Source organism: Alicyclobacillus contaminans DSM 17975, from assembly GCF_000429525.1.
Classification (GTDB): Bacteria; Bacillota; Bacilli; order Alicyclobacillales; family Alicyclobacillaceae; genus Alicyclobacillus_A; species Alicyclobacillus_A contaminans.
The window spans coordinates 1-20,399 of record NZ_AUCA01000009.1; the positions used below are offsets into that span (position 1 = coordinate 1).

Here is a 20,399-nt window from a genome sequence, read left to right on the forward strand (position 1 = left end):
CTCCGCCTGACTGCTTTAGCCAACGGTTCAGGCTTCGCTGAGTGAATACGAGACTGAATATAGCTCGGAACACATCCAGAACAGCAATACCAGCTTGCTTGGTGACATTCGACTGCTTCAGGAGTCTTGCTATCCTGTACTCCTTGAAAAAGGCAAAAACCATGGATTGGAGTTGATCTTGGTGTTGAGGTTCACGTACCATAAGGGAAAACATCCTCTTCTCTGTAGATTGTTGTCTCGTCAACTTCAGTCTACCAGAAAATGAGGGTGTTTTTGCCTTTTCAGCGCCTGAAATCCCAGTCGCACCAAGGATTTATTGACTCAGACCGGGTGCGAAACTTGAGTACGTAAATTTAACCTTTAATATGTTCTCTCAAGTATCTTCCCGTGATCGACTGCTCCGCATGGATGAGCTGCGCAGGTGTGCCCTCGAATACCACCTGGCCGCCCTTGCTGCCTCCGTCCGGTCCCATATCGATGATCCAATCCGCTTGGCTGATCACATCGAGGTTGTGCTCGATGACGATCACCGTATTGCCGGCATCCACGAGGTGGTTCATGATCTCCAGAAGGTGACCGATATCTGACATATGTAGGCCGGTCGTCGGCTCGTCCATCACGTAGATGCTGCCCTTCTTATGCAGCTCGCTTGCCAGCTTGATGCGCTGGCATTCCCCGCCCGAGAGCGTGCTGAGCGGCTGGCCGAGGGTCAAATAATCGAGCCCCACATCGCTCATGGCCTGAAGTTTGCGGATCACGTCCTTGTTTTCGAAGAAGGCGAGCGCCTGCTCGACGGTCATCGCCAGCACGTCGGCGATCGATTTGCCGTTCAGCTTGTACGCGAGCACCTCTTCCTTGAATCGTCTACCTCCGCATACTTCGCATGGCAGCTTCACGCTGTCGAGGAATGCAAGGTCTGTATACACAACACCCAGCCCTTGGCAGTTCTCGCAAGCCCCTTTGGAGTTGAAGCTGAACAAGCCCTGGTTGACCCTGTTCGCGGAAGCAAACGCCTTGCGCACATCATCCATAATGCCCGTGTAGGTCGCGGGAGTCGAGCGTGTTGACACTCCTACCGCCGATTGGTCGATGACGATCGCATCCGGATGCTGACTGAGGAATACTTCGTTAATCAGCGTACTCTTACCCGAGCCGGAGACACCCGTAACTACTGTCAGCACTCCGGTTGGAATATCTACACTCACGTTCCGCAGGTTGTGCAGTGTGGCATCCTTGATTGACAGCTTGCCGGACGGCTGCCTGCAATCGTGCTTCAGCTGAAGCGGCCGCTTCATATGGTTGCAAGTCAGCGTACCTGCCTCCAGCAGGCCTTGGAAGCTTCCTTCATACACGATGGTACCGCCGCGGCTGCCGGCGTGAGGTCCAACGTCGACGATGTGATCTGCAACCTTGATCACATCCGGATCGTGCTCAACGACAATCACGGTATTGCCCTTGTCGCGCAGCTTCTGAAGCAACCCATTTAACCGGTGTACATCACGGGGGTGCAAGCCAACGCTGGGCTCATCGAAGATGTAAGTGACATCCACCAGACTGCCGCTCAGGTGCTTCACCATCTTGACGCGCTGCGACTCGCCGCCGGACAGTGTATCCGTCTCTCGGTTCAGCGTCAAGTAGTCAAGTCCGATATCCACCAGATGCTGCAACCGCTCCGTCAGCGACTTGACGATCGGCGCGGCGACAGGATCGTCAATCTCCCGAATGACGCGGATGAGCTGTCCGACCTCCATGGAGGACATCTCCGCAATGTTGAGTCCATTGATCCTGCAGTTGAGCGCAGCCTGACTGAGTCTCGAGCCGCGGCAGCTGGGGCAGGGACCCTCGGAGATGTACGGCGTAACAGCTTGTTGTGTGCGCTCGGAATACGTCTTCACATCTCGCTTGATGTACTTGTTGGTGAACTTCTCGATGCAGCCTTCCACCGTAATGTTCACTGTCTTCCCGCCGAACTGCGTCGCCACTTTCCTCGCCTTGCCGTACAGCAGTTGTTCCAGTTCCTCATCCGAATAATCGCTCAGCTTCTTGTCGGGATTGAAGGGACCCGACTGCACGAGCATCGTCCAATCCATGCTGTTCACCGTATAGCCCGGCAGCAGGATTGCCCCTTCATTCAACGACCTTGACATGTCCAGCGCCTTGCTCATGTCGACGCACAGCCTGCGACCAACCCCGTTGCACTCGGGACACATGCCTTGTGGATCGTTAAACGAGAACATGTGTGCTGGTCCAACATAGGGCTGACCCACTCGGGAGAAGAGAAGACGGAGAATGGGAGAGATATCGGTAATCGTGCCCACGGTTGAGTGAGCGCCGCCACCCAAGCGTTTTTGGTCGACGATAACCGCCATGCTGAGATTTTCGATTGCGTCTGCATCCGGTTGCGGAACACGCGGCAGAAAGGTGCGGACGAACATGCTGAAGTTTTCATTCAGCAGACGCTGGGATTCGGCGGCGATGGTATCGAAAACGATCGACGATTTGCCGGAACCGGATACACCGGTAAAAATGGTAATTTTGCGCTTGGGAATGCGCAAAGATACATCTTTAAGGTTATTTTCCCGGGCGCCGCGGATTTCTATATACTCTTGGGTCATAAGATATCTTCCTTTACGTGTACAAACAGATCACTTGATGGGCAATAGATACCACTAAGTGATCTGTTTGATGATGTTGGGCTATTTCAATAGCGTCCCCATTCATTTAGTTTTGGGGAAGGAGATGTTTTAGTACCGAATGCGGTTATTGTTCCAACACCTTTTCAAGCTGTCCGCACATTTTAGTCCAGCCCCACTTAGCGCCTTCGAGTCCTTGAGCATTTCCGATTCCGGTTTGTTCGAGATGAAGGTTTACCTTTCCGTCCCCTAAATCTTTCAGCGTCCAGGTGACCGTGTGCTTCTCCCCTGCGCTTTCCCAAGTATAGGACAACCGGTTTGGTGCTTCCACGATAAGCACTTCGCCGTCAATAATTCCATTCCACCCATTGATCGGCTGAGTGCGAAACTGAAAACGGTGTCCTACGACGGGCTTGAAATCATTTTCCATGACCCACTTGGCAAGCTTGCTTGAATCGGTTAAGGCGGACCAAAGCTTCTCGATCGATGTCGTGAACTGAAAATCCAAGGATAATGTTAAACTCATTCTTTTTCCTCCTCTAATCGTTGGTTCAAGCGCAACATATTCGTACTCCAGAATTTGCTGTAGAAAGCCACCCAATCTTGGGCTTCTCTGTGTGAAGAGGCGTTTAGCCTAAATCGCGTTTCTCTGCCGACTTTTCAGCCAAGTACCAGTTCGGCCTCTTTAAGGAATGTCCAATGCTTGGATAACGCCATACGGCCTATTTGAAACTGTTCCGTCAACTCATGAAGTGATATCTTCTCCGCCGTTGCTTACAGACGAATCAGTCGGCGCCTACTTGGATCTGCAATCGCGTCAAACACATCCCGCAACGGGTTGTTCTCGCTCACAACACCCTCTCCACATCAGTGTTTCAAGTGAAACTTATTCAGGTTCCAAACTTTCCAATGACTAACTCCTAATTGGGCACCGTTTAGTGACGTTTTGATTATAGGCCACCATTTGGTGTTGTGTCAAGCAGACCATGATTGGCAATTTACATGCAGATGTGTATGTAATTTACCGAGAAATCATAGCGGTATCTTAAGTTCCGTAGATGATTTTCCACTTTCATCAATGTTTTCAACGACAATCTCATGTACCCTCGATTCGAATATCTCATTGAAGTGCTCGGTTTTTAGGAACAAATATTCCTCCTCAGACCCCGTGCCCCCCCGTAGAACGATATAGAACGGCTTCACACCCATCAAGGAATCTTGCACGTGTTGCGCGAGAACTGCAGTGGTGATTGTACTTTCAAACGGAAATACCAGGGTCACATGCGATTGAATGAGGCTAAACAACGGATCATATTTCGCCCGTAGGTTGTCAATAGCCTCTATGTTCGAAAAATAAGGAAATATGTGTATAGCCCTCAACACTGCAAAGCCACGTCCCTCACGAACCATTGTCTACCGTGTTATTTTTATTCGGATCTACAATGACTCCTCAAATACAACTGTTTCATTCAACGTTCGCTCTGGTATAGATGTCCAAGTAGACGAGACTGCAGTCAATGTATTGTTCAATATGCGTGATTTGATAGGTGATGTCTTCTCGGCGGATCTTGTGCATGATGGGAATGATGTGCAGCAAATTTTGTGGAGACACCGCAAGGCGTGGTGCACGCCACGGATTGCTCATAGCGGCGAAAACGGATGCAATCACATGAACGTCAACCTGATATTCTTGGCACCAGCGGTCAACCTGTTCTTTCGAGGGATAACCGTTTGTTCCACGGCTTTTCCGTATTCGCTCTGCGATGAGTTTCACCAATTGTTCATCAATCGGCTTCAGTCGATGGTCGTACAGGACCCTCATCATTAAGGATCTGATCCTCTCGGCTTGCAGAATCACGGCTTCTATTGATATTGTACCAAATAATAGGAACGTTTTGAGTGATCTAGGGCATCACCAGGGCTATCCTCGATAATTTCATAGAAAGAGGGCGTTTTTCGTGGCAACCATCGATGATTTTGCGAAACTGGAGATTCGAGTTGGAACAGTCATAAAAGCTGAACCGTTTCCGGAGGCTCGGGTCCCGGCCATCAAAATGGAGATTGATTTCGGACAGGCAGGTGTGAAGCGTTCCAGTGCTCAAATTACCAGGCGGTATTCCCCGGAATCGCTCATCGGAAAACAGGTTGTAGCCGTGGTGAACTTTCCTCCTCGGCGGATTGCTGGATTTGAGTCCGAGGTGCTGGTGTTGGGCGGCATTCCCGAGAAGGGTGATGTTGTGCTGCTCAATCTGGATGACGCTGTTCCGAATGGGACACCCATTGGTTGAATGGGATCCACCTGTGTGAAAGGGCTGCCGATGACGCGGGGAGAGGGCGAAGCGGGTGAATGTCTGTGGGAGCGCACGGATAACAACGGACGAATTTGTCCGACATGGGGGGATTGGGATATGAAAGTGGTCAGCGCATGTTTGGCAGGATGCAGATGTCGATACGACCAAAGAGCGGCCACGGGAGCCGACATTGAGGCCATGGTTCAATCGGGAGAGGCAATTCCAGTTTGTCCTGAGCAAATGGGCGGTTTGCCCACGCCGAGGAATCCCGCAGAAATGGTCGGTGGCGACGGATTTGACGTGCTCGACGGTCGAGCCAGGGTTCTGGACTCACAAGGCAACGACGTCACGGATGCGTTTATTCGCGGCGCGGAACAGGCACTCCGAATTGCACAATTGGTTAACGCCAGTGCAGCAGTTCTTAAATCGAAAAGTCCGTCGTGTGGGAGCGCGCAAATCTATGACGGGTCATTTTCCGGGCGCATGAAGACCGGAGTTGGCGTGACCACGGCACTGTTCATGCGGAACGGGATATCTGTCTCCTCGGAGTCGTAGGCTTTGACTTGACATTCGCGGCATGGAGATGGGAAGTGGCGAGACGGTCATACATGGTGTTCGGCTTCAGCAAGATTTCGCCTTTCAGGTCGAGTGGGAGATGGAGGTGGGGAATCGCAGTCAAATGTAAAATCCACCTCTGGGTATGTCTACATGGGCACCGAAGTGGGGGAAATGGTCTTGCTCGCTGCGTTCATTCACGGGTTTGTGCTGTCTGTTGGACTGATTCTGCCCATCGGCATGCAGAATGGATTCATTCTGACTCAAGGGGCGCTTCACCATCGCTGGTCCAGGTCACTACCAGCTGTGGTGACGGCGTCTGTCTGTGATACGTTGTTGATTGCACTGGCTGTCATCGGAGTTTCCACGGTCGCTTTGCAATTCACTTGGCTCAGGCTTACGTTCGGAACCATCGGGATTGGATTTCTGGCATTCATGGGATGGGCCACGTGGAGGGAGAAACCAGAAGGGAAGACGGACGATACCGTTTCGACGACTTGGACCACAAAGCGGCAAATTGGGTTTGCATCTTCGGTATCGCTGCTAAATCCTCATGCGCTCATCGACACATTCATGGTGATTGGCGGCAGTGCAGCGGCGTATGCCGATTGGCCGGAGAGAATCACGTTTGGTGTTGCAAGCGTGGCTGTCTCATGGCTGTGGTTCACTGGCTTGTCCATCGTCGGGCACGTCGTGGGTAAGGTGGTGTTGAGAACGTCTTCACTTCGTACAATCAATCGGGTATCGGCAGCAATGATGTGGGCGTCAGCCATCTATTTAGCCCATATCATCTATGCCTTCCAGTGAGCATACGACCGGGCGACGGTCAATCGATTTCGTTTCTCGGACTTTTTCTGACACATTCGATCCGAATGACCGAGAGGGCGATGCGACAATTCGCAATCTGGGCATGGATCACCGGACGATAACGATGGAGGGACAGTTGTAGAGGAGTGTCAGTGACATGCGAAGTGGGGACATCTCGGAACAGAACTGGAGATCTGTAGTTGAATCTGGATGGCAGCTCAAGCATGAACCGTCCCGATTGGTTCAGTATTTTCAGCACTTGGTCCATGCGTATCCAGCAGATGGGCGTGCGACGTTTGAACTGGCGAGTGCCCTGGACTTTCTTGGGGAAGAGGCGCAAGCGATTCCGTTGTACGAAGAAGCCATCGCACTGGGACTGTCGGAAGCCGATGAAGCCAGCGCCATGCTCCAGCTCGGCAGCTCTCTCCGCAATGTGGGGCGGTTCAAAGAGGCGGTATCGGTGCTTCAAAATGCACAACAACGTCATCCGGGTATGCCCGTCATCAGCATGTTCCTCGCTTTGGCGCTGTATAGCAATGGACAATCAGACTTGGCGTTACAGGTGGCGCTGCAGGTGATGATTGAACACCTCAAATCGGATGATGTTGAGCGATATCGCAAGCCATTGGAGAATTACATCTGGGAGTTGGAGTGTGAAGCATCATCGCGGATATCCCGCAAAGGCCGTCCGAATACTGTCAAACTACAAGATCCCATGCAGGTTCATATTCGGTCATTGCGAGCAGATGAACGTCCACCGATGGATCTGCTGCTGCTTGCCGATCCCAGTGCCTCGATAGTTGCCGGGTACGTGAAACGAGGATCCTGCTCGGTTGCAGAAGTTTATGGTGCCATCGTGGGCGTGTACGTCCTGCTCGAAACGCGTCCTGAAACGATAGAACTGGTCAACATCGCGGTGCGCGAGGATATGCGGGGCAACGGAGAGACATATAACCAATCCGAAACATGGGCAATCATCGTCTCAGAGGGTTTTGGTCATTGTCCAGACCACCAATAAGAGTCTCAGATAAACACTGTATTTTCAATCGCAGCAACATCGTTTGTGGATGAAGCGAGGGAGGCGATCTCGTGATTCATGGATACCAGATTCGCAAAGTCAATCCAACGGATGCTGGCGCCATTGCGAAGGTGCATGTGGACAGTTGGCGGACGACGTACAGAGGCATCGTACCCGATGATTTTCTGGATGGGATGTCGTACGCCGTCAGCGAAGCCCGATGGCGGCGAATCTCCGCGCAAAACGCTCCGGATTACGCCATGTTCGTGGCGGAGGATGAAGACGGCAGTATCATTGGCTTTGCCAATGGCGGGCGCGAGCGCTCTGGAGACGCGGACTACGACGGTGAGCTGTACGCCATATACCTCCTCCAAGCTCACCAGCGCAGAGGGATTGGTCGAGCGCTGTTCCAGAATATCGTGCAGCACCTGGTTGTGAACGGATTTCGTTCCATGCTCATATGGGTGTTGGAGGATAATCCCGCCTGTCGATTCTATGAATCCATGGGGGGTGTACCCGTTCGAGAAGCCGATGTTGAAATCGGTGGTAAGATGTTGAGAGAGATTGGATATGGGTGGATGGAGCTCGAAAGCTTGTGAACACCTCCAGCGCCATGTGCTTCTGCGCGCAAAAAAGAGGGGGCAGATCCGAAGACCGCTCCCCATTTAATATTGCAGTTGGGCATTCACAACATGGATGGACGTTCCGCCCCTTTCCCATAAATCGTGGGTTACCACACCGTATTCAGGAAGAGGAAGTGATGGACAGGTCACTTACCCTTATCCGTTCGCACAATTGTCGTGTTTGGACGATTTTGAGTCCATGATAATGTAAGCGCATTCCGCGAAGAGATATGATATAAATGGGGAATGCAAAAAATACTGAAAACAAAAGGAGGATGCCAATGATCACCCCGTTGACACCGCTGGATTTCTTTCGGCGAGCGCTCAAGTATTACCCGGACAAGCTCGCGGTGGTGGATGGCGAGCTGCGATTCACCTATCAAATGTTTGGACAACGCGTGTACCGTCTTGCCAATGGACTTCGACAACTCGGCGTGGGTCCTGGCGTGAAGGTGGCGGCGCTGATGCCAAACACGCATCAAATGCTGGAGTGCTTTCAGGCCATCCCATTGCTTGGCGCGGTACTGGTCCCGTTGAACATTCGCCTTCAGGCGGAAGAGTTGCGGTATATCATCGATCACAGCGACAGCGAAATTGTACTGTTTGACGCGGAATGGTCCCCGGTGATGCGGGAGGTCTTGCCAAATCTCCCGAAGATTCGGCACGTGGTGCAAGTGGAATGGCCCGGTTTTCCGTCGCTCGATGGGGTGATGCAATATGAATCTCTGCTGGATTCGTCCAGCGACAGTCCCGTGCGTGCGGAGGTGGATGAGAACGATCCCATCACCATCAACTACACCAGTGGAACGACGTCTCGTCCAAAAGGCGTGGTGCTCACACACCGCAATACGTTCACCAATGCGGCGGATTTTCTGTTTCATCTCCGCTTTTCTCCCGAAGACGTTTACCTGCACACCCTCCCCATGTTTCATGTCAATGGCTGGGGCGGTGTATGGGCTGTATCCGCGCTCGGATGCACGCATGTGTGTTTGCGCAAGGTGAATCCAGTCCAAGTTCTGCAGTTGTTCCAAGACGAAGGGGTCACGGTTGCATGTGGCGCACCGACGGTGTTGAGCATGCTGTTGCAGGCGCCCAACGTGAATCAGGTGAAGCTGGCGCAGCGCCCACGCATCGCCACAGCCGGTTCGCCGCCTCCGGCCGCTGTGCTTGAACGGGTCCATGAGCTGCTGGGCATGGAGGTCATTCATGTGTACGGGCTGACGGAGGTGTCCCCGTTTATTTCCTACTGCGAGTGGCGCCAGGAGTTCAATCAATTGCCCGCGTCGGAGCAGGCTGCACTTCGCGCATGCCAAGGTGTGGAACAACTTTTCAATGGCGAAACCAAGGTGGTTCGAGAGGACGGTACGGAGGTCGCATGGGATGGAAAGGAAATCGGAGAAATTGTTTGCCGTGGAAATGTGGTGATGAAAGAGTATTACAAGCAGCCGGAGGAAACGGCCAGGGCGTTTGCCGGAGGCTGGTTTCACACGGGAGATTTGGCTGTGGTGCATGCGAATGGATATATCGAAATTGTGGATCGACTCAAAGATGTCATCATTTCCGGGGGTGAAAACGTTTCCTCGGTCGAGGTGGAGGGTGTGCTGTACCAGCATCCGGCTGTGGCCGACGCAGGTGTGGTCAGTCGGCCGGACGAGCGTTGGGGGGAAGTGCCAGTCGCGTTTGTGGTCGTCAAACCCGGGCATCACGTGACCCAGGACGAGTTGAACGCATTCTGTCGGGATCGCCTGGCTCATTACAAGGTGCCGAAGGACTACGTCTTTGTTTCAGAGTTGCCTCGCACCGCCACCGGCAAGCTGCAGAAGTTTCGGCTGCGCGAGCGGTTCTGGCAGGGGCAGGAAAAGCGTGTCCAATAGGCCCTTTTCTCGCCGGTGGTGCCGGAAGTTTTGGTGATTCTGTTCACCCATCCCGACCTGACTCGGACCACGCTGCCAAGAGCGCGGCGCGCACCGCGCGTCGGTCCAGTTTCCCGGATGCGTTGCGGGGCAACTCTGGCCAGAGGTGCAGCTGCCTCGGTCGCTTGTACCCAGCCAGACGCGGCTGCAAGAACGCCTGCAGTTCGTTCCAACGCTCCGTCAAAGATGCGGAATGCGCAGGGTGGAGAACCACCACGCACACGGGAACCTCTCCCAGGCGCGCATCCGGCAGGCCGACCGCGCAGGCCTCGCGGACGGCCGGATGCGACTGGGCCACCTGTTCGATTTCCGCCGGGTGGATGTTGACGCCGCCGCAGATGATGAGATCGGTCATTCGCCCTGTCAAATGCAGGATGCCGTCAGCGTCCAGATAGCCGCAGTCCCCCGACGCGAGGTAGCCCTGCGGCCGTTGTACGGACGCGAGCAGTGCGGCGGATTCCCGTGTGTAGCCGGAGAATCCCATGCCGCTTTTGACCTGAATCTCTGTGCCAGCCACGCGCACGCGAGCCGGGAAGAACGGCCGCCCCACCGCATCCGGCGATGGCGACGCGGAGGACATCACCGAGATAAATCCGACTTCCGATGAGCCGAAGTATTCCACCCAGCGGGTCTTCGGGAAGGCGGCCAACCAGGCCTGTTGCAGCGATGGGGGAAGTTTGTCTCCGGCGCTCACGCAGGTGATGGGGTGAATCCCTGCAGGACGCTGCAACGGTATGGTCGCATCCAAGACGGAACGGTACATGGCGGGAACCATAAACACAGCCTGAATGTCCCCGCTGGCCAAGTGGTTCGCGACAGTAGCCGCGTCGAATCTCCGTTGCAGCCAGACGGTGCCGCCGATGAACAGCGCGTGCAGTGCGGCAATCAGGGACGCGGAGTAGCAGAACGGGCCGGGAACCAGCAGGGTGGTGTCCGAATTCATTCCAAACTCGAGGGTCATGCCGAAAAAGCTTTCCGTCCACGACTTATGCGTTCGCAAAACGCCCTTGGGTTGGCCGGTGGTGCCCGATGAACAACCGAGGTAGAACAGATCGGTATCGGACAAGCCGTCGTCGAGTCCGTCCCAATCGCTGGATACGCCCTGGCACAGCGCGTCCAACAGGACGGCGTGGCTCGACGGCACCTGCCCTGGGAGATGGATGTCCACCACTGGCCGTCCGTCGGTCTCATGGACAATGCGCCACGGCTGAATGTGCTGAACCATGGCTTCAGATTCCATCTCCGGCAGCCGTGGGTTGAGCGGCGCCACGACAAATCCGGCGTGCGCCAAACCGAGAAAGAGTGCGAGGTACAGGGGGCTGTTGTCCAAGTGAAGCGCCACAACGTCCCCGGGTTGTCCGCCGAGTTGCCGAAACGCCCGGCCGTATTGGGCCGCTGCTGCGGCGAGACGGCCGTATGACCAGTACTCTTCTTCCATTCGCATGGCCAGTTTATCAGGGTCCCAGGCGGCTTTCCAGAACACACCATCGGCAATTCTCACGATTTCACCTTCACTTTCTCCCACAGCACCGCAATCCCCAAACCGCCGCCCACGCCCATCGTGGTCATGCCAAGCCGGGCATCCTGGCGTCGCATCATCTCATGGAACAGGTGCGTGACCAACACGGCTCCAGATGCGCCGTACGGATGCCCGAGGGCGATGGCCCCACCGTTCACGTTCAAGCGCTCATGGGGCCAGGCCCATGCGTTGACGCAGGCGAGCACCTGTGCCGCGAAGGCTTCGTTGAATTCCACCAAATCAATATCTTCCAGACGATATCCGGTGCGCTCCATCAGCGCCTGCACGGCGGGAATGGGGCCAATCCCGAGGTAATTGGGGTCCACTCCCACGACGACGGAATCCACGTAGCGAAGCGCCATCCGACAGCCGAGTTCGCGCGCCTTGGCGGTGGAGGTGAGCAGGCAGACGCTGGCCCCGTCGTTGATGGGACAGGCATTGCCCGCAGTCACGGTGCCTTCGTCGACAAACGCGGGCGGCAATGCGGAAAGTCGCTCCAGGCTCGTGTCGGGGCGCGGGCATTCATCCTCGGCAATGGTATCGCCTGCCGGCGTCTGCACGGGCGTTCGCAGCGACTCGAAAAACCCTGATGCTTCTGCGGCCAGCGCCTTTCGGTGACTGTCCAGAGCGAACGCGTCCTGCGCCGCGCGGGAGATCTCATAGCGGCGCGCGACGTGCTCGGCGGCCACGCCCATGTCCGGATCGCCAATGGATTCGGGATTGAAACGCGCCCGTGCGTAAATGTGGGGCAAACCGCGGTACATGTCGTCCGGCTTTGCGATTTTCCAGGGGGCCCGGCTGGCGCTTTCCACGCCACCTGCGACGACCATCTCCGCTTGTCCTGCAAGAATGGACTGGGCGGCCAGCACCATTGACTGCAGGCCCGAACCGCACTGCATGTCCACGGTGTAGCCGGGCACGTGCAGGGGAAAGCCGGCTTCCAACAGAGCGAGTCGCGCGATGTTTCCTCCTGGACCCACCACATTGCCGAGGACTACGTGATGGATCTGGTCAGCGGTCGCACCGGCCGACTGCAGCACCGCCTGTATGACCGTGGCGGCCAAGGACTCGGGAGGGACTGCGCGCAGCCGCCCGCCGACTTTCCCGATGGGCGTGCGCAGTGCGGCGACCACCAACGCGTCCCTTTGCGGTCGATTCACGATGACATCATCCGATTCAATTGGTTCAGCATCCCTTCGGCGTCACGCACCATCTGGTCAAACAGTTCCGCCACGCTGGGCACGCTTTGAATGAGACCCATGGATTGACCGGCCCAGGCAAATCCTTCGTCCATGTGACCCTCGAGAATGGCGCGTCGGTTTCGTTCGCCCGTGATATACGGCCACAGCTGCTCTGGCGTGGTGCCCTTTGCCTCTTCATCGAGAATTCGATCCACCCATGGCGACGGCAGGACCCGCCCCGGAGCGCCAATGCTGCGCTTAATCACGATGGTGTCGGTCTCCTGTCCCTGAACCAGTGCTTCCTTGTACGCGGGATGGGCGATGCACTCCTTGGTTGCCACAAAGCGCGTCCCCATCTCAATGCCTTCCGCGCCGAGTGCCAGCGCGGCCATCAGACCGCGGCCGTCTGCAATGCCGCCGCTCGCGATGACGGGAATCCGAACCGACTCGACGACCCGCGGCACGAGGACGATGGTGCCGGTGTCGCCTCGCCCAATGTGACCCCCGCCTTCCTGACCCACGGCCATGACGGCGTCGGCGCCCAGGGACTCTGCCTTCTGCGCTTGGCGCACCGCGCTGACGAGAACCAGTTTCTTTATGGATACATCTTGGAGGCGGCGAAGAATGGGTTCCGGATTGCCGCCGGTCAAGGAAATGGCGGCCACGCCCTCTTCCACGGCCACCTCGACCAGTTCATCCACCGACCGATGTTGGCCAATGGCGATATTGACCCCAAACGGGTGCTCTGTGAGCGCTTTCGTCTTGCGAATTTCTTCGCGCAGGTGTGCCGTGGACGGCAACGAGGTGGCCGTGATCTGGCCGAGTCCGCCGGCGTTGGAGACGGCGGCTGCCAACTCCGCGTAGGCGAGGTTGGCGAGTCCACCTTGAATGATGGGGTATGAGATGTTGAACAGTTCTGTGATCCGCGTGCGCAACGTCTCCACATCCTTTCACGGGTTCCGCCGGCCGCCCGACGGATGAATGAACGGTTGCATCCACTTCATGCAGACTCTATTGTACCGCACGAGCGGAGAGGCGGGCGACTGAATTGGATGGGAGTTACGAGCGGGTATGGGAACGGGCTGTGTCCGGCGAGTGGTTGCTGCAGACACAGCCCGCGCGGCCGTGTGATGCAAAGCGCGTCAGCAGCGGCGACCGGGGCAGCCCGGATCGACGAGGACGTTTTGCACCATGGGTTGATAGAAGTGCTGCGGGACATTCACCACAATGTGGCGATTGACGGTGATAACGGGGTGAACGTACGGAATCATGCGCGGAATGTAGCAGTCGCGGACGATGTACTTCGGTTTGCAAACAATGGGTGGGCAGTTCATGAAAGACACCTCCATGATGCAGGATGGGTTAGACGATTTATTGAATGACGGAACGTGGTCTTTTGGTTGGGGACAGTCGCCTGATTCCGGAGTGAATCTTGGTCTCGCCGTTACCGCGGCAGTTGCTCGCAGACGGGATGAAGATTTTTCTAAACGCAAATGGATTTTGCGTATAATGAGGTTCGGTAACGCCGCAACGCGATGTCTACGTGGGAGGTCGATTCGGAATGACGGAGACAAACAACGCGTTTCGTGCGTATCCGCTGCAGTTTCGGGCGATACCGCAAGAGCGCATTTGGGGTGGACACGCACTGAAGTCGTGGTTTGGCGTGGAGCAATTGGAAGCGCCCATCGGAGAGTACTGGGTGCTCTCGGGCCACCCGCACGCCACCAGCGTGGTGACGAATGGGCCATTGGCGGGCCGGACATTGACCGATGTGGTCGACGCGTATCCCTCGGAGTACCTTGGGAATTCTCCGCAGCCGCGATTTCCTCTATTGATCAAATTCCTGGAGGCGGCGGACGACCTGTCCGTGCAGGTGCATCCGGACGACGCGTACGCAAAGCAGCATGAGGGTGACTACGGCAAGACGGAAGCGTGGTACGTGCTGGGGTGCAAACCGGACGGCAAGGTTGTCTACGGACACCGTTTTGCCGACAAGCAGAGTTATCAGCGGGCGGTGGCCGAGGGAACGGTGAAAGATTACCTCGACTATCAGTCCATTCAGCCGGGGCAGGTGGTGTTTGTTCCAGCGCAAACGCTGCATGCCCTGTTGGCGGGGACTTCGGTGATTGAAGTACAGCAGACATCCGATGTCACCTATCGGGTGTATGACTGGGATAGAGTGGACAAGCACGGCAGAGGACGCGAATTGCACGTGGACAAGGCGGGGGATGTGCTGGCTTACACAGCGACCGCCGAGCCCAGCGCACCCGCGCCGACACTGCTGTCGGATGCGGACGGCATACGGCGCGAACGGCTGGTCACCTGTGATTACTTCACGTTGGAGAAATGGGTGCTCCAACCGGGCGCGCATCGCATCGAGCGGGGCCCTGCCGCAAGCCCCGACGTCCTGATTGGCGTTGGTGGCGCCGGACAGCTCACCTGGGACGGAGGCGAGCTGTCTCTGCAGCGCACCACCACGGTGCTCGTCCCCACGTCATTGGCGTCGTACACGCTGGACGTGACCGAAACCTTGGAGATTCTGCGGGTTACCTACTGAGCAAGATGAATCCGCGTGCGGAAGAAACAGGCGGATGCGGTGGGGCAGGTATCGTGTCCACCCCTCGGCATAGCGTATATGGTATGGCATCGGTGCCACGCACGAGCGGCGGCCCCTCCTCCTTGCTGCCGCTCCGTGCGTCTGGAAATCCGAAACCCTCTTCTCACCGTCGAGAAGAGGGTTTTTCGATGTACGTACGGATGCGCATAGATCCTTTGACCCTGGAAATGATAGCGGTAAATGGTTTGGGCAGGTCTGGAGTGACGGTGTGTGTTTCACAAACGTAAAGGCAAGAAGATGCGCCACATGTCCTTATCTCTGGAATCGAACAGCCAATACGGGTCACTCGGCGGTGCGGAACTCGGGCCTGACTCGCCGGTGCCGGACACGCTCTCCGCGATGGCTCAATCCATCCAGGAAGACTGGGACAGGTGCGCGGACTTGCAGACGCGCATTGTGGACGTCCGGGGGACCAAGGTGCTGTTGGTGTGGATTCGCGGATCGGTCAATCTCTCGCGGCTAGAACTAAGCGTGTTGACGCCGCTGACGGAAATTTACAGAGAACGGCCGCGCTTGGAGCACATCCAGTGGGCGCTGCGCAGCTGTCGGCTCAATCCATTGCGCACGCGGCGAGAGGTCAATCAAATGATTGCCGACGGCGGTGTGGTGCTGTACGTGGATGGCGCATCCGTGGCGCTGAGCGTGGACAGTGGCGATGCCCCCGGTCGCAGCGTGGACAAAGCAGAAAACGAGCCGACACTGTACGGACCGCAGGAGGGGTTCGTCGAGTCGCTGGACGTGAATTTGGCGTTGCTTCGCAAACGCATCCGCAGTCCCCATCTGAAAGTGGAGAGTCGACGTGTTGGGGAGTATTCCCATTCCGAAGTCAGCATCGTGTATGTGGACAACATTGTCAAGCCGCAACTTGTGGAAGAAGCGCGTCGGCGGATCTCCGGACTGTCCGTGGACACCATGTCCGACATCTACAAACTGATGGAACTGGTGACGGATGTCCCCAAGACGGTTTTTCCCATGGTCGAAGAAACGGAACGTCCGGACAGGGTGGTTGGTGGACTGATGCAAGGGCGCATCGCCCTGATGGTGGACGGGGCTCCCTCGTGCTTCATGGTACCTGTTCAATTTGTAACCTTACTGGCGTCGGCGGATGATTACTACATGAACTTCATATTGACGCTGTTCATTCGTCTGTTGCGTCACATGGCCTTTTGGCTTTCCCTGTTGTTGCCCTCGCTCTATGTGGCTTTGTTGACGTACAACCAAGATTTGATGCCCACACCGCTGTTGATCAGTGTTGCGTCACAGCACCGAGGGATTCCGTTGCCCACGGTGCTGGAAGCCCTAGTGATGATGGTGTCTTTTGAGCTGCTTCGGGAGGCTGGACTCCGTCTGCCGCGTGCCGTGGGGCAATCGGTCAGTATTGTGGGGACACTGATCATTGGAGATGCAGCGGTGCGTGCTGGATTGGTCTCTGCAGGCATGGTGATTGTTGTGGCGGCCACTGGAATGGCCTCGTTCGCTTTGCCTGTGTACGGTTTCGTGAATCCAAATCGACAACTGCAGTACCTGTTCGTGTTGGTGGCTGGATTATTCGGATTGGTGGGCATTGTCACATTGGGATATCTGCTGGTGGTACATCTCGTATCGCTCCGCTCCTTCGGAGTTCCATATATGGGGCCCATTGCCCCGCTCAATTTCCACGATTTGAAGGATACCTTCGTTCGTGCGCCCTGGTACGCTATGGACCGCCGCCCGGAACAGATGGAGACGGTCAATCCCCGTCGCGGGCGCACACGCCGCCCCGGTCCCACCAAACAGTCGACGGGGGAGAACCCGTGAAGAGCGTCTGGAGGCCGTGCGCCACGCTGGTGGTTATCCTGATATGGACCACCCTGTTTTTGTCCGGTTGTTACGATTTGCGCGAGGTCAACGACATGAACATCGTGACCGGAATTGGCCTGGACGAAGCAGAGAATGGCATGGTGCGCGTCACGCTGCAATTGGTGAACCCAAACAACGTGCCCTCGGCCGCAGGAGGGCAAGGATCGGGCCGGGCGTTTCTCACTCGTACGGTGGAGGCCCGCTCCGTGGAGCAGGCCGTGAATAAATTTAGTGAAGTCGTGCCTCATTTTCTGTATTTATCGCATAACACACTCGTGGTGTTCGGCGACGCGTACGCGAAGCATGGACTGAGCCGTGCGTTCGACTATTTTGAGCGCAGTCGGTTCTTTCGGCGCAATCAGTTGTTTGTCGTGGCGCAGGGGGAGGCTCGTGACGTATTGGCGGCGTCAACGACACCTGAGCCCTTGAATTCTTTCGGAGTACGCTTTCTCGTGGAACAGACGGCCAGGAGGGCTCGACTTTTAGATTCCGAGCAACTCAGTGTGTTGAAGGCGTATTTATCCGTATCCAAATCTCCCGTCATGGCGTTGATTGACGTGCGGGACGGGCGTCTCCGGGTAGCCGGGGCGGCGCTGTTTCGCGAAGGTACCATGGTGGGGACATTGACGCCGAATGAAATGGAAGCGTTGTCCTTGCTTCGCAGCGGTCGTGGAGAAATCTCGGTATCGATACCCTGCCCTACGTCGGCGGCAGATACCAACACGTCGCTTCAAATCGACTCATGGCGCAGGAATATGCGGTCGTCATTCGTAGGACAGCGGCTGCATCTGGAGATTCAGTTGACGGTGAGTGGCGAGATAGAGCGACTCTGTCCGGGAGGACAGTTGAACAAACAAGTACTGAGATCTGTGCAAAGGGAAGGGGAAGCCATCATCCAGAGACGTCTGCGGACGGTGATTGAAAAACTGCAATCGGATGGTTCGGATGCGGGGGGATTTGGCCAATGGATGTTTCAGAATCATCCTGGCTGGTGGCGCGAGCATGGGGCCGATTGGAGCGATATTTTCCAACATGCGGATGTATCGTGTGCAGTTCAGCTACAGATTCGTCGTGCTGGATTGTCCAGCAATGCGCCGGAGGTGATGGTGAACGAGGTGGACAAGGCGCCAAAGGCCGGTAGAGGGGAGGATATCCCATGATTGCCATGGCCATTGTAGCATGTGTTGTGTCGTATTTGATACACCGTCCAACGAGTTGGCGTGAACGTGTCCTCACCTGGGCGATATTGCTGTGTGTGGTCGGCCTGTCCCTGCGCACGGCGCTGCATTTGTGGCCGAATCTGGATGTTCTGGGTCCGCTGGACCTGGTATTCGGCAGTTTGACGCGCGTTATCTACAAAGTCCTGTAGGGAGAGAACAAATGCATGGAAAAGGAACGTATTTCCAGTACGCAATTAGTGGTCTTGCTGATCTGGACGACACTCGGGACAGGCATTGTAACAATTCCCTATGTCTTAGGGCTGTTCACCGTTCGGGATGGATGGATTTCCACCTTGTTGTCTTCGGCGGGAGGACTGCTCGTGACCGCGGTCGCCTGGCTTTACATCCGTATGCTGGAGATGCGGCGATTGACCGAGGCTTTGCTTCGAACGTTCGGTCCCGTCGTGGGAAGAGCGTTGGGCCTGTGGGTGGTGTTCTGGATTTGGATTTCGAATTGCACCGTTTTAAGGGAACTGGAGCTGTTTGTCGGCAATACCATCTTACCCAGGACTCCAGAATATGTTATCGGATTCCTGGCCAGTACGACGTTCGCCTACGCCGTGTACATGGGGGTGGAGGTGCTCGCGCGTACGGGGGAATTCATTCTCCCGCTGAGCGCCGTTGTGGGGCCGGTCCTCATCATGCTCTCCCTGCAGTACATGGATATCCATGAGATGATGCCGGTGCTGGCGGACGGATGGAGCCCTGTACTTCGAGGCGCCGTTGTGCCCGCTTTGGCCTACGGGATGGAGTTCGGCATCGTGCTGCAGTATTTGCACGCTGTGAACCATAGGCAGTCGGTTCTGGGCTCCCTCGTGATGTCCACAGGCCTGGTCTCGGTAGTCCTGACCATCGTGGTCGCGATTACGGTTGGTGTCACGGGGCATTCGGTCAGCTATTTGAACTATCCTGTGTTGGAGATGGTTCGTACGATTCGGGTGGGACGCTTTTTGGAGCGGATTGACACGCTGTATGTGATGGCGGTGATGAGCACCATATTTATCAAGCTCGGGGCCTTTCATTACGCCTGGTGTGAAGGAATGAAGGACATCTTTGGCCTCTCGTCCCACCGGACACTGGCTGTGCCGGGCGCACTCTCGGTCTGGGCGGGCAGCCTGGCGGTGTTTGCGAAGGCGGGGACTGTGGAGCATTTCATCATCACCGACGTCCCGTCCTATTTTGTCTTCACCGTTCTGGTGATTCCGGCTGTGACAGCGCTCGCGGCATGGTGGAAGCAACGCCGGACGCACCGGGGGGCGCCGCGCAGGAACGTTGCGTGACAATGCTTGGCGGGGAGGATTGACACCAGACCATGATGGGGAGAAACTGGTCTCGGGCGGCCATGCGGTGGCTGGCGTCAGCCATCATACAGGGGCGTAAGGGAGATGTCGAATGTATAAAATTGTATTTTTTGACCTCGACGGCACGTTGTTGAACCGCGAGAAACAGGTGCCGCAGGAAGTGAAGCAAGCCATTCGCAGCCTTCGGCGGCAAGGTACCATTGTGATGATTGCCACCGGCCGCGCGCCCTACTTCTTCACGGAGGTTCGACGGGAATTGGAGATTGACTCCTACGTCAGCATCAACGGGGCGTACGTGGTGCACGAGGGACGAGTGATCTCGGAGACGCGCATTCCACAGACGCTGGTGGAGGAATTCACGACATTTGCCGCAGACATGCAGCATCCGATGGTCTATCTGACCGAGCAAAAGCATGTCACCGCGCAACCGGATCATCCGCTGGTGGTGAAAGACTTCACTGAATTGCGCGTCGGACTGCCCAGCTATGCGTCCGAACCGCATCGGAGGTTTCCCGTGTATCAGATGATTGCCCACTTTCCGGAAGCGTACGATGACCTGTACCGACAGCGGTTTCCAGAGTTGACCATTCTGCGCTGGTCGGACACCGCAGTCGATGCCATTCCCAGGGGACTGTCCAAGGCGCAGGGAATCGCCACCACGCTCCGGCTGCTCGGGATTCCGAGAGAACAGGCGGCGGCGTTTGGGGACGGTCCGAATGACCTGGAAATGCTCCAGTACGTCGGCATGGGCGTGGCGATGGGGAACGCGTCGAAAGAGCTGCAGCGGCATGCGGACTTCGTGACGCGCGATGTGGAAGAAGGCGGCGTGGTATACGGGTTGCGCCACCTGCAGTTGATTCCGTAACACACCCCACCACTCGC

The 20,399-nt window shown here is 56.3% G+C and carries 20 protein-coding genes and 2 pseudogenes; 12 read left to right on the forward strand and 10 right to left on the reverse strand.

Going from position 1 to position 20,399, the window contains the following annotated elements:
- The 6 genes and pseudogenes from G463_RS23310 to G463_RS0105190 form a co-directional block, all read right to left on the reverse strand.
- Positions 1–202 (reverse strand): annotated as a pseudogene (locus G463_RS23310) (hypothetical protein); the annotation flags it as partial.
- 151 nt (positions 203–353) lie between these two features.
- Positions 354–2,615, reverse strand: a complete 2,262-nt coding sequence (locus G463_RS0105175; RefSeq protein ID WP_026974313.1) for an ATP-binding cassette domain-containing protein — start codon at positions 2,613–2,615, stop codon at positions 354–356.
- Positions 2,616–2,760: 145 nt separating this feature from the next.
- Entirely contained in the window at positions 2,761–3,159 is a 399-nt protein-coding gene (locus G463_RS0105180; RefSeq protein WP_026974314.1) for an SRPBCC family protein, read from the reverse strand.
- Positions 3,156–3,485 (reverse strand): annotated as a pseudogene (locus tag G463_RS23445) (ArsR/SmtB family transcription factor). The gene G463_RS0105180 and the pseudogene G463_RS23445 overlap by 4 nt, the downstream one beginning before the upstream one ends.
- 180 nt (positions 3,486–3,665) lie before the next feature.
- The gene (locus G463_RS18930; RefSeq protein ID WP_084171235.1) at positions 3,666–4,043 is read right to left on the reverse strand and encodes a 2'-5' RNA ligase family protein; all 378 of its coding nucleotides are present in this window, start codon (positions 4,041–4,043) and stop codon (positions 3,666–3,668) included.
- Positions 4,044–4,098: 55 nt separating this feature from the next.
- Positions 4,099–4,458, reverse strand: a complete 360-nt coding sequence (locus tag G463_RS0105190; RefSeq protein WP_026974315.1) for a chorismate mutase family protein — start codon at positions 4,456–4,458, stop codon at positions 4,099–4,101.
- A 133-nt stretch (positions 4,459–4,591) separates the two neighbouring features.
- Here G463_RS0105190 and csaA point away from each other — a divergent pair, with 133 nt between their 5' ends.
- The 6 genes from csaA (at position 4,592) to G463_RS0105230 (ending at position 9,801) form a co-directional block, all read left to right on the forward strand.
- Positions 4,592–4,921 (forward strand): chaperone CsaA, encoded by a 330-nt coding sequence (gene csaA / locus G463_RS0105195; RefSeq protein WP_026974316.1) that lies wholly within the window; start codon positions 4,592–4,594, stop codon positions 4,919–4,921.
- A gap of 120 nt (positions 4,922–5,041) precedes the next feature.
- Positions 5,042–5,479 carry a 2-thiouracil desulfurase family protein gene (locus G463_RS0105200; RefSeq protein ID WP_026974317.1) on the forward strand — a complete coding sequence of 146 codons (438 nt, stop codon included), beginning with the start codon at positions 5,042–5,044 and terminating at the stop codon, positions 5,477–5,479.
- A 153-nt stretch (positions 5,480–5,632) separates the two neighbouring features.
- A complete protein-coding gene (locus tag G463_RS0105210) occupies positions 5,633–6,286 on the forward strand; it encodes a LysE/ArgO family amino acid transporter (protein WP_245575693.1) in 654 nt (217 codons plus the stop codon).
- 157 nt (positions 6,287–6,443) lie between these two features.
- Positions 6,444–7,304, forward strand: a complete 861-nt coding sequence (locus G463_RS23915) for a tetratricopeptide repeat protein (protein ID WP_051321961.1) — start codon at positions 6,444–6,446, stop codon at positions 7,302–7,304.
- Positions 7,305–7,375: 71 nt separating this feature from the next.
- Positions 7,376–7,903: a GNAT family N-acetyltransferase gene (locus G463_RS0105225; RefSeq protein ID WP_051321962.1), complete on the forward strand. Its 528-nt coding sequence runs from the start codon at positions 7,376–7,378 to the stop codon at positions 7,901–7,903.
- Positions 7,904–8,208: 305 nt separating this feature from the next.
- Positions 8,209–9,801 carry a long-chain-fatty-acid--CoA ligase gene (locus G463_RS0105230; protein ID WP_026974320.1) on the forward strand — a complete coding sequence of 531 codons (1,593 nt, stop codon included), beginning with the start codon at positions 8,209–8,211 and terminating at the stop codon, positions 9,799–9,801.
- A gap of 43 nt (positions 9,802–9,844) precedes the next feature.
- On the opposite strand, the gene G463_RS0105235 is transcribed toward G463_RS0105230, so the two are convergent.
- The 4 genes from G463_RS0105235 to G463_RS0105250 all read right to left on the reverse strand — a co-directional run bounded on the left by G463_RS0105235 (position 9,845) and on the right by G463_RS0105250 (position 13,874).
- Positions 9,845–11,341, reverse strand: a complete 1,497-nt coding sequence (locus G463_RS0105235; protein WP_026974321.1) for a class I adenylate-forming enzyme family protein — start codon at positions 11,339–11,341, stop codon at positions 9,845–9,847.
- On the reverse strand, positions 11,338–12,519 hold the full coding sequence (locus tag G463_RS0105240) for a thiolase family protein (protein WP_035485848.1): 1,182 nt from the start codon (positions 12,517–12,519) through the stop codon (positions 11,338–11,340). The genes G463_RS0105235 and G463_RS0105240 overlap by 4 nt, the downstream gene beginning before the upstream one ends.
- The gene (locus tag G463_RS0105245; RefSeq protein WP_026974323.1) at positions 12,516–13,475 is read right to left on the reverse strand and encodes an NAD(P)H-dependent flavin oxidoreductase; all 960 of its coding nucleotides are present in this window, start codon (positions 13,473–13,475) and stop codon (positions 12,516–12,518) included. Before G463_RS0105245 ends, G463_RS0105240 begins: the two co-directional genes overlap by 4 nt.
- 207 nt (positions 13,476–13,682) lie before the next feature.
- Complete coding sequence (locus G463_RS0105250) at positions 13,683–13,874, reverse strand: hypothetical protein (RefSeq protein ID WP_026974324.1); 192 nt, start codon at positions 13,872–13,874, stop codon at positions 13,683–13,685.
- A gap of 227 nt (positions 13,875–14,101) precedes the next feature.
- On the opposite strand from G463_RS0105250, the gene G463_RS0105255 reads away from it, so the two are divergent.
- From G463_RS0105255 to G463_RS0105280, 6 genes are all read left to right on the forward strand, one after another.
- Complete coding sequence (locus tag G463_RS0105255) at positions 14,102–15,097, forward strand: type I phosphomannose isomerase catalytic subunit (protein WP_035485852.1); 996 nt, start codon at positions 14,102–14,104, stop codon at positions 15,095–15,097.
- A gap of 270 nt (positions 15,098–15,367) precedes the next feature.
- A complete protein-coding gene (locus tag G463_RS22775; protein WP_245575694.1) occupies positions 15,368–16,954 on the forward strand; it encodes a spore germination protein in 1,587 nt (528 codons plus the stop codon).
- Entirely contained in the window at positions 16,951–18,156 is a 1,206-nt protein-coding gene (locus G463_RS0105265; RefSeq protein ID WP_026974326.1) for a Ger(x)C family spore germination protein, read from the forward strand. Before G463_RS22775 ends, G463_RS0105265 begins: the two co-directional genes overlap by 4 nt.
- On the forward strand, positions 18,153–18,365 hold the full coding sequence (locus G463_RS0105270; protein WP_026974327.1) for a hypothetical protein: 213 nt from the start codon (positions 18,153–18,155) through the stop codon (positions 18,363–18,365). The genes G463_RS0105265 and G463_RS0105270 overlap by 4 nt, the downstream gene beginning before the upstream one ends.
- Positions 18,366–18,380: 15 nt before the next feature.
- Positions 18,381–19,496, forward strand: a complete 1,116-nt coding sequence (locus tag G463_RS0105275) for a GerAB/ArcD/ProY family transporter (RefSeq protein WP_026974328.1) — start codon at positions 18,381–18,383, stop codon at positions 19,494–19,496.
- A 112-nt stretch (positions 19,497–19,608) separates the two neighbouring features.
- A complete protein-coding gene (locus tag G463_RS0105280) occupies positions 19,609–20,382 on the forward strand; it encodes a Cof-type HAD-IIB family hydrolase (RefSeq protein ID WP_026974329.1) in 774 nt (257 codons plus the stop codon).
- Positions 20,383–20,399: the final 17 nt, after the last annotated feature.

Coding starts and splice junctions, on each gene's coding strand:
- G463_RS0105270 (WP_026974327.1), top strand. CDS start 18,153: ATGATTGCCATGGCCATTGTAGCATGTGTTGTGTCGTATTTGATACAC.
- G463_RS0105200 (WP_026974317.1), top strand. CDS start 5,042: ATGAAAGTGGTCAGCGCATGTTTGGCAGGATGCAGATGTCGATACGAC.
- G463_RS0105230 (WP_026974320.1), top strand. CDS start 8,209: ATGATCACCCCGTTGACACCGCTGGATTTCTTTCGGCGAGCGCTCAAG.
- G463_RS0105175 (WP_026974313.1), bottom strand. CDS start 2,615: ATGACCCAAGAGTATATAGAAATCCGCGGCGCCCGGGAAAATAACCTT.
- G463_RS18930 (WP_084171235.1), bottom strand. CDS start 4,043: ATGGTTCGTGAGGGACGTGGCTTTGCAGTGTTGAGGGCTATACACATA.
- G463_RS23915 (WP_051321961.1), top strand. CDS start 6,444: ATGCGAAGTGGGGACATCTCGGAACAGAACTGGAGATCTGTAGTTGAA.
- G463_RS0105180 (WP_026974314.1), bottom strand. CDS start 3,159: ATGAGTTTAACATTATCCTTGGATTTTCAGTTCACGACATCGATCGAG.
- G463_RS0105255 (WP_035485852.1), top strand. CDS start 14,102: ATGACGGAGACAAACAACGCGTTTCGTGCGTATCCGCTGCAGTTTCGG.
- G463_RS0105250 (WP_026974324.1), bottom strand. CDS start 13,874: ATGAACTGCCCACCCATTGTTTGCAAACCGAAGTACATCGTCCGCGAC.
- G463_RS0105280 (WP_026974329.1), top strand. CDS start 19,609: ATGTATAAAATTGTATTTTTTGACCTCGACGGCACGTTGTTGAACCGC.
- G463_RS0105275 (WP_026974328.1), top strand. CDS start 18,381: ATGGAAAAGGAACGTATTTCCAGTACGCAATTAGTGGTCTTGCTGATC.
- G463_RS0105190 (WP_026974315.1), bottom strand. CDS start 4,458: ATGATGAGGGTCCTGTACGACCATCGACTGAAGCCGATTGATGAACAA.
- G463_RS0105210 (WP_245575693.1), top strand. CDS start 5,633: ATGGGCACCGAAGTGGGGGAAATGGTCTTGCTCGCTGCGTTCATTCAC.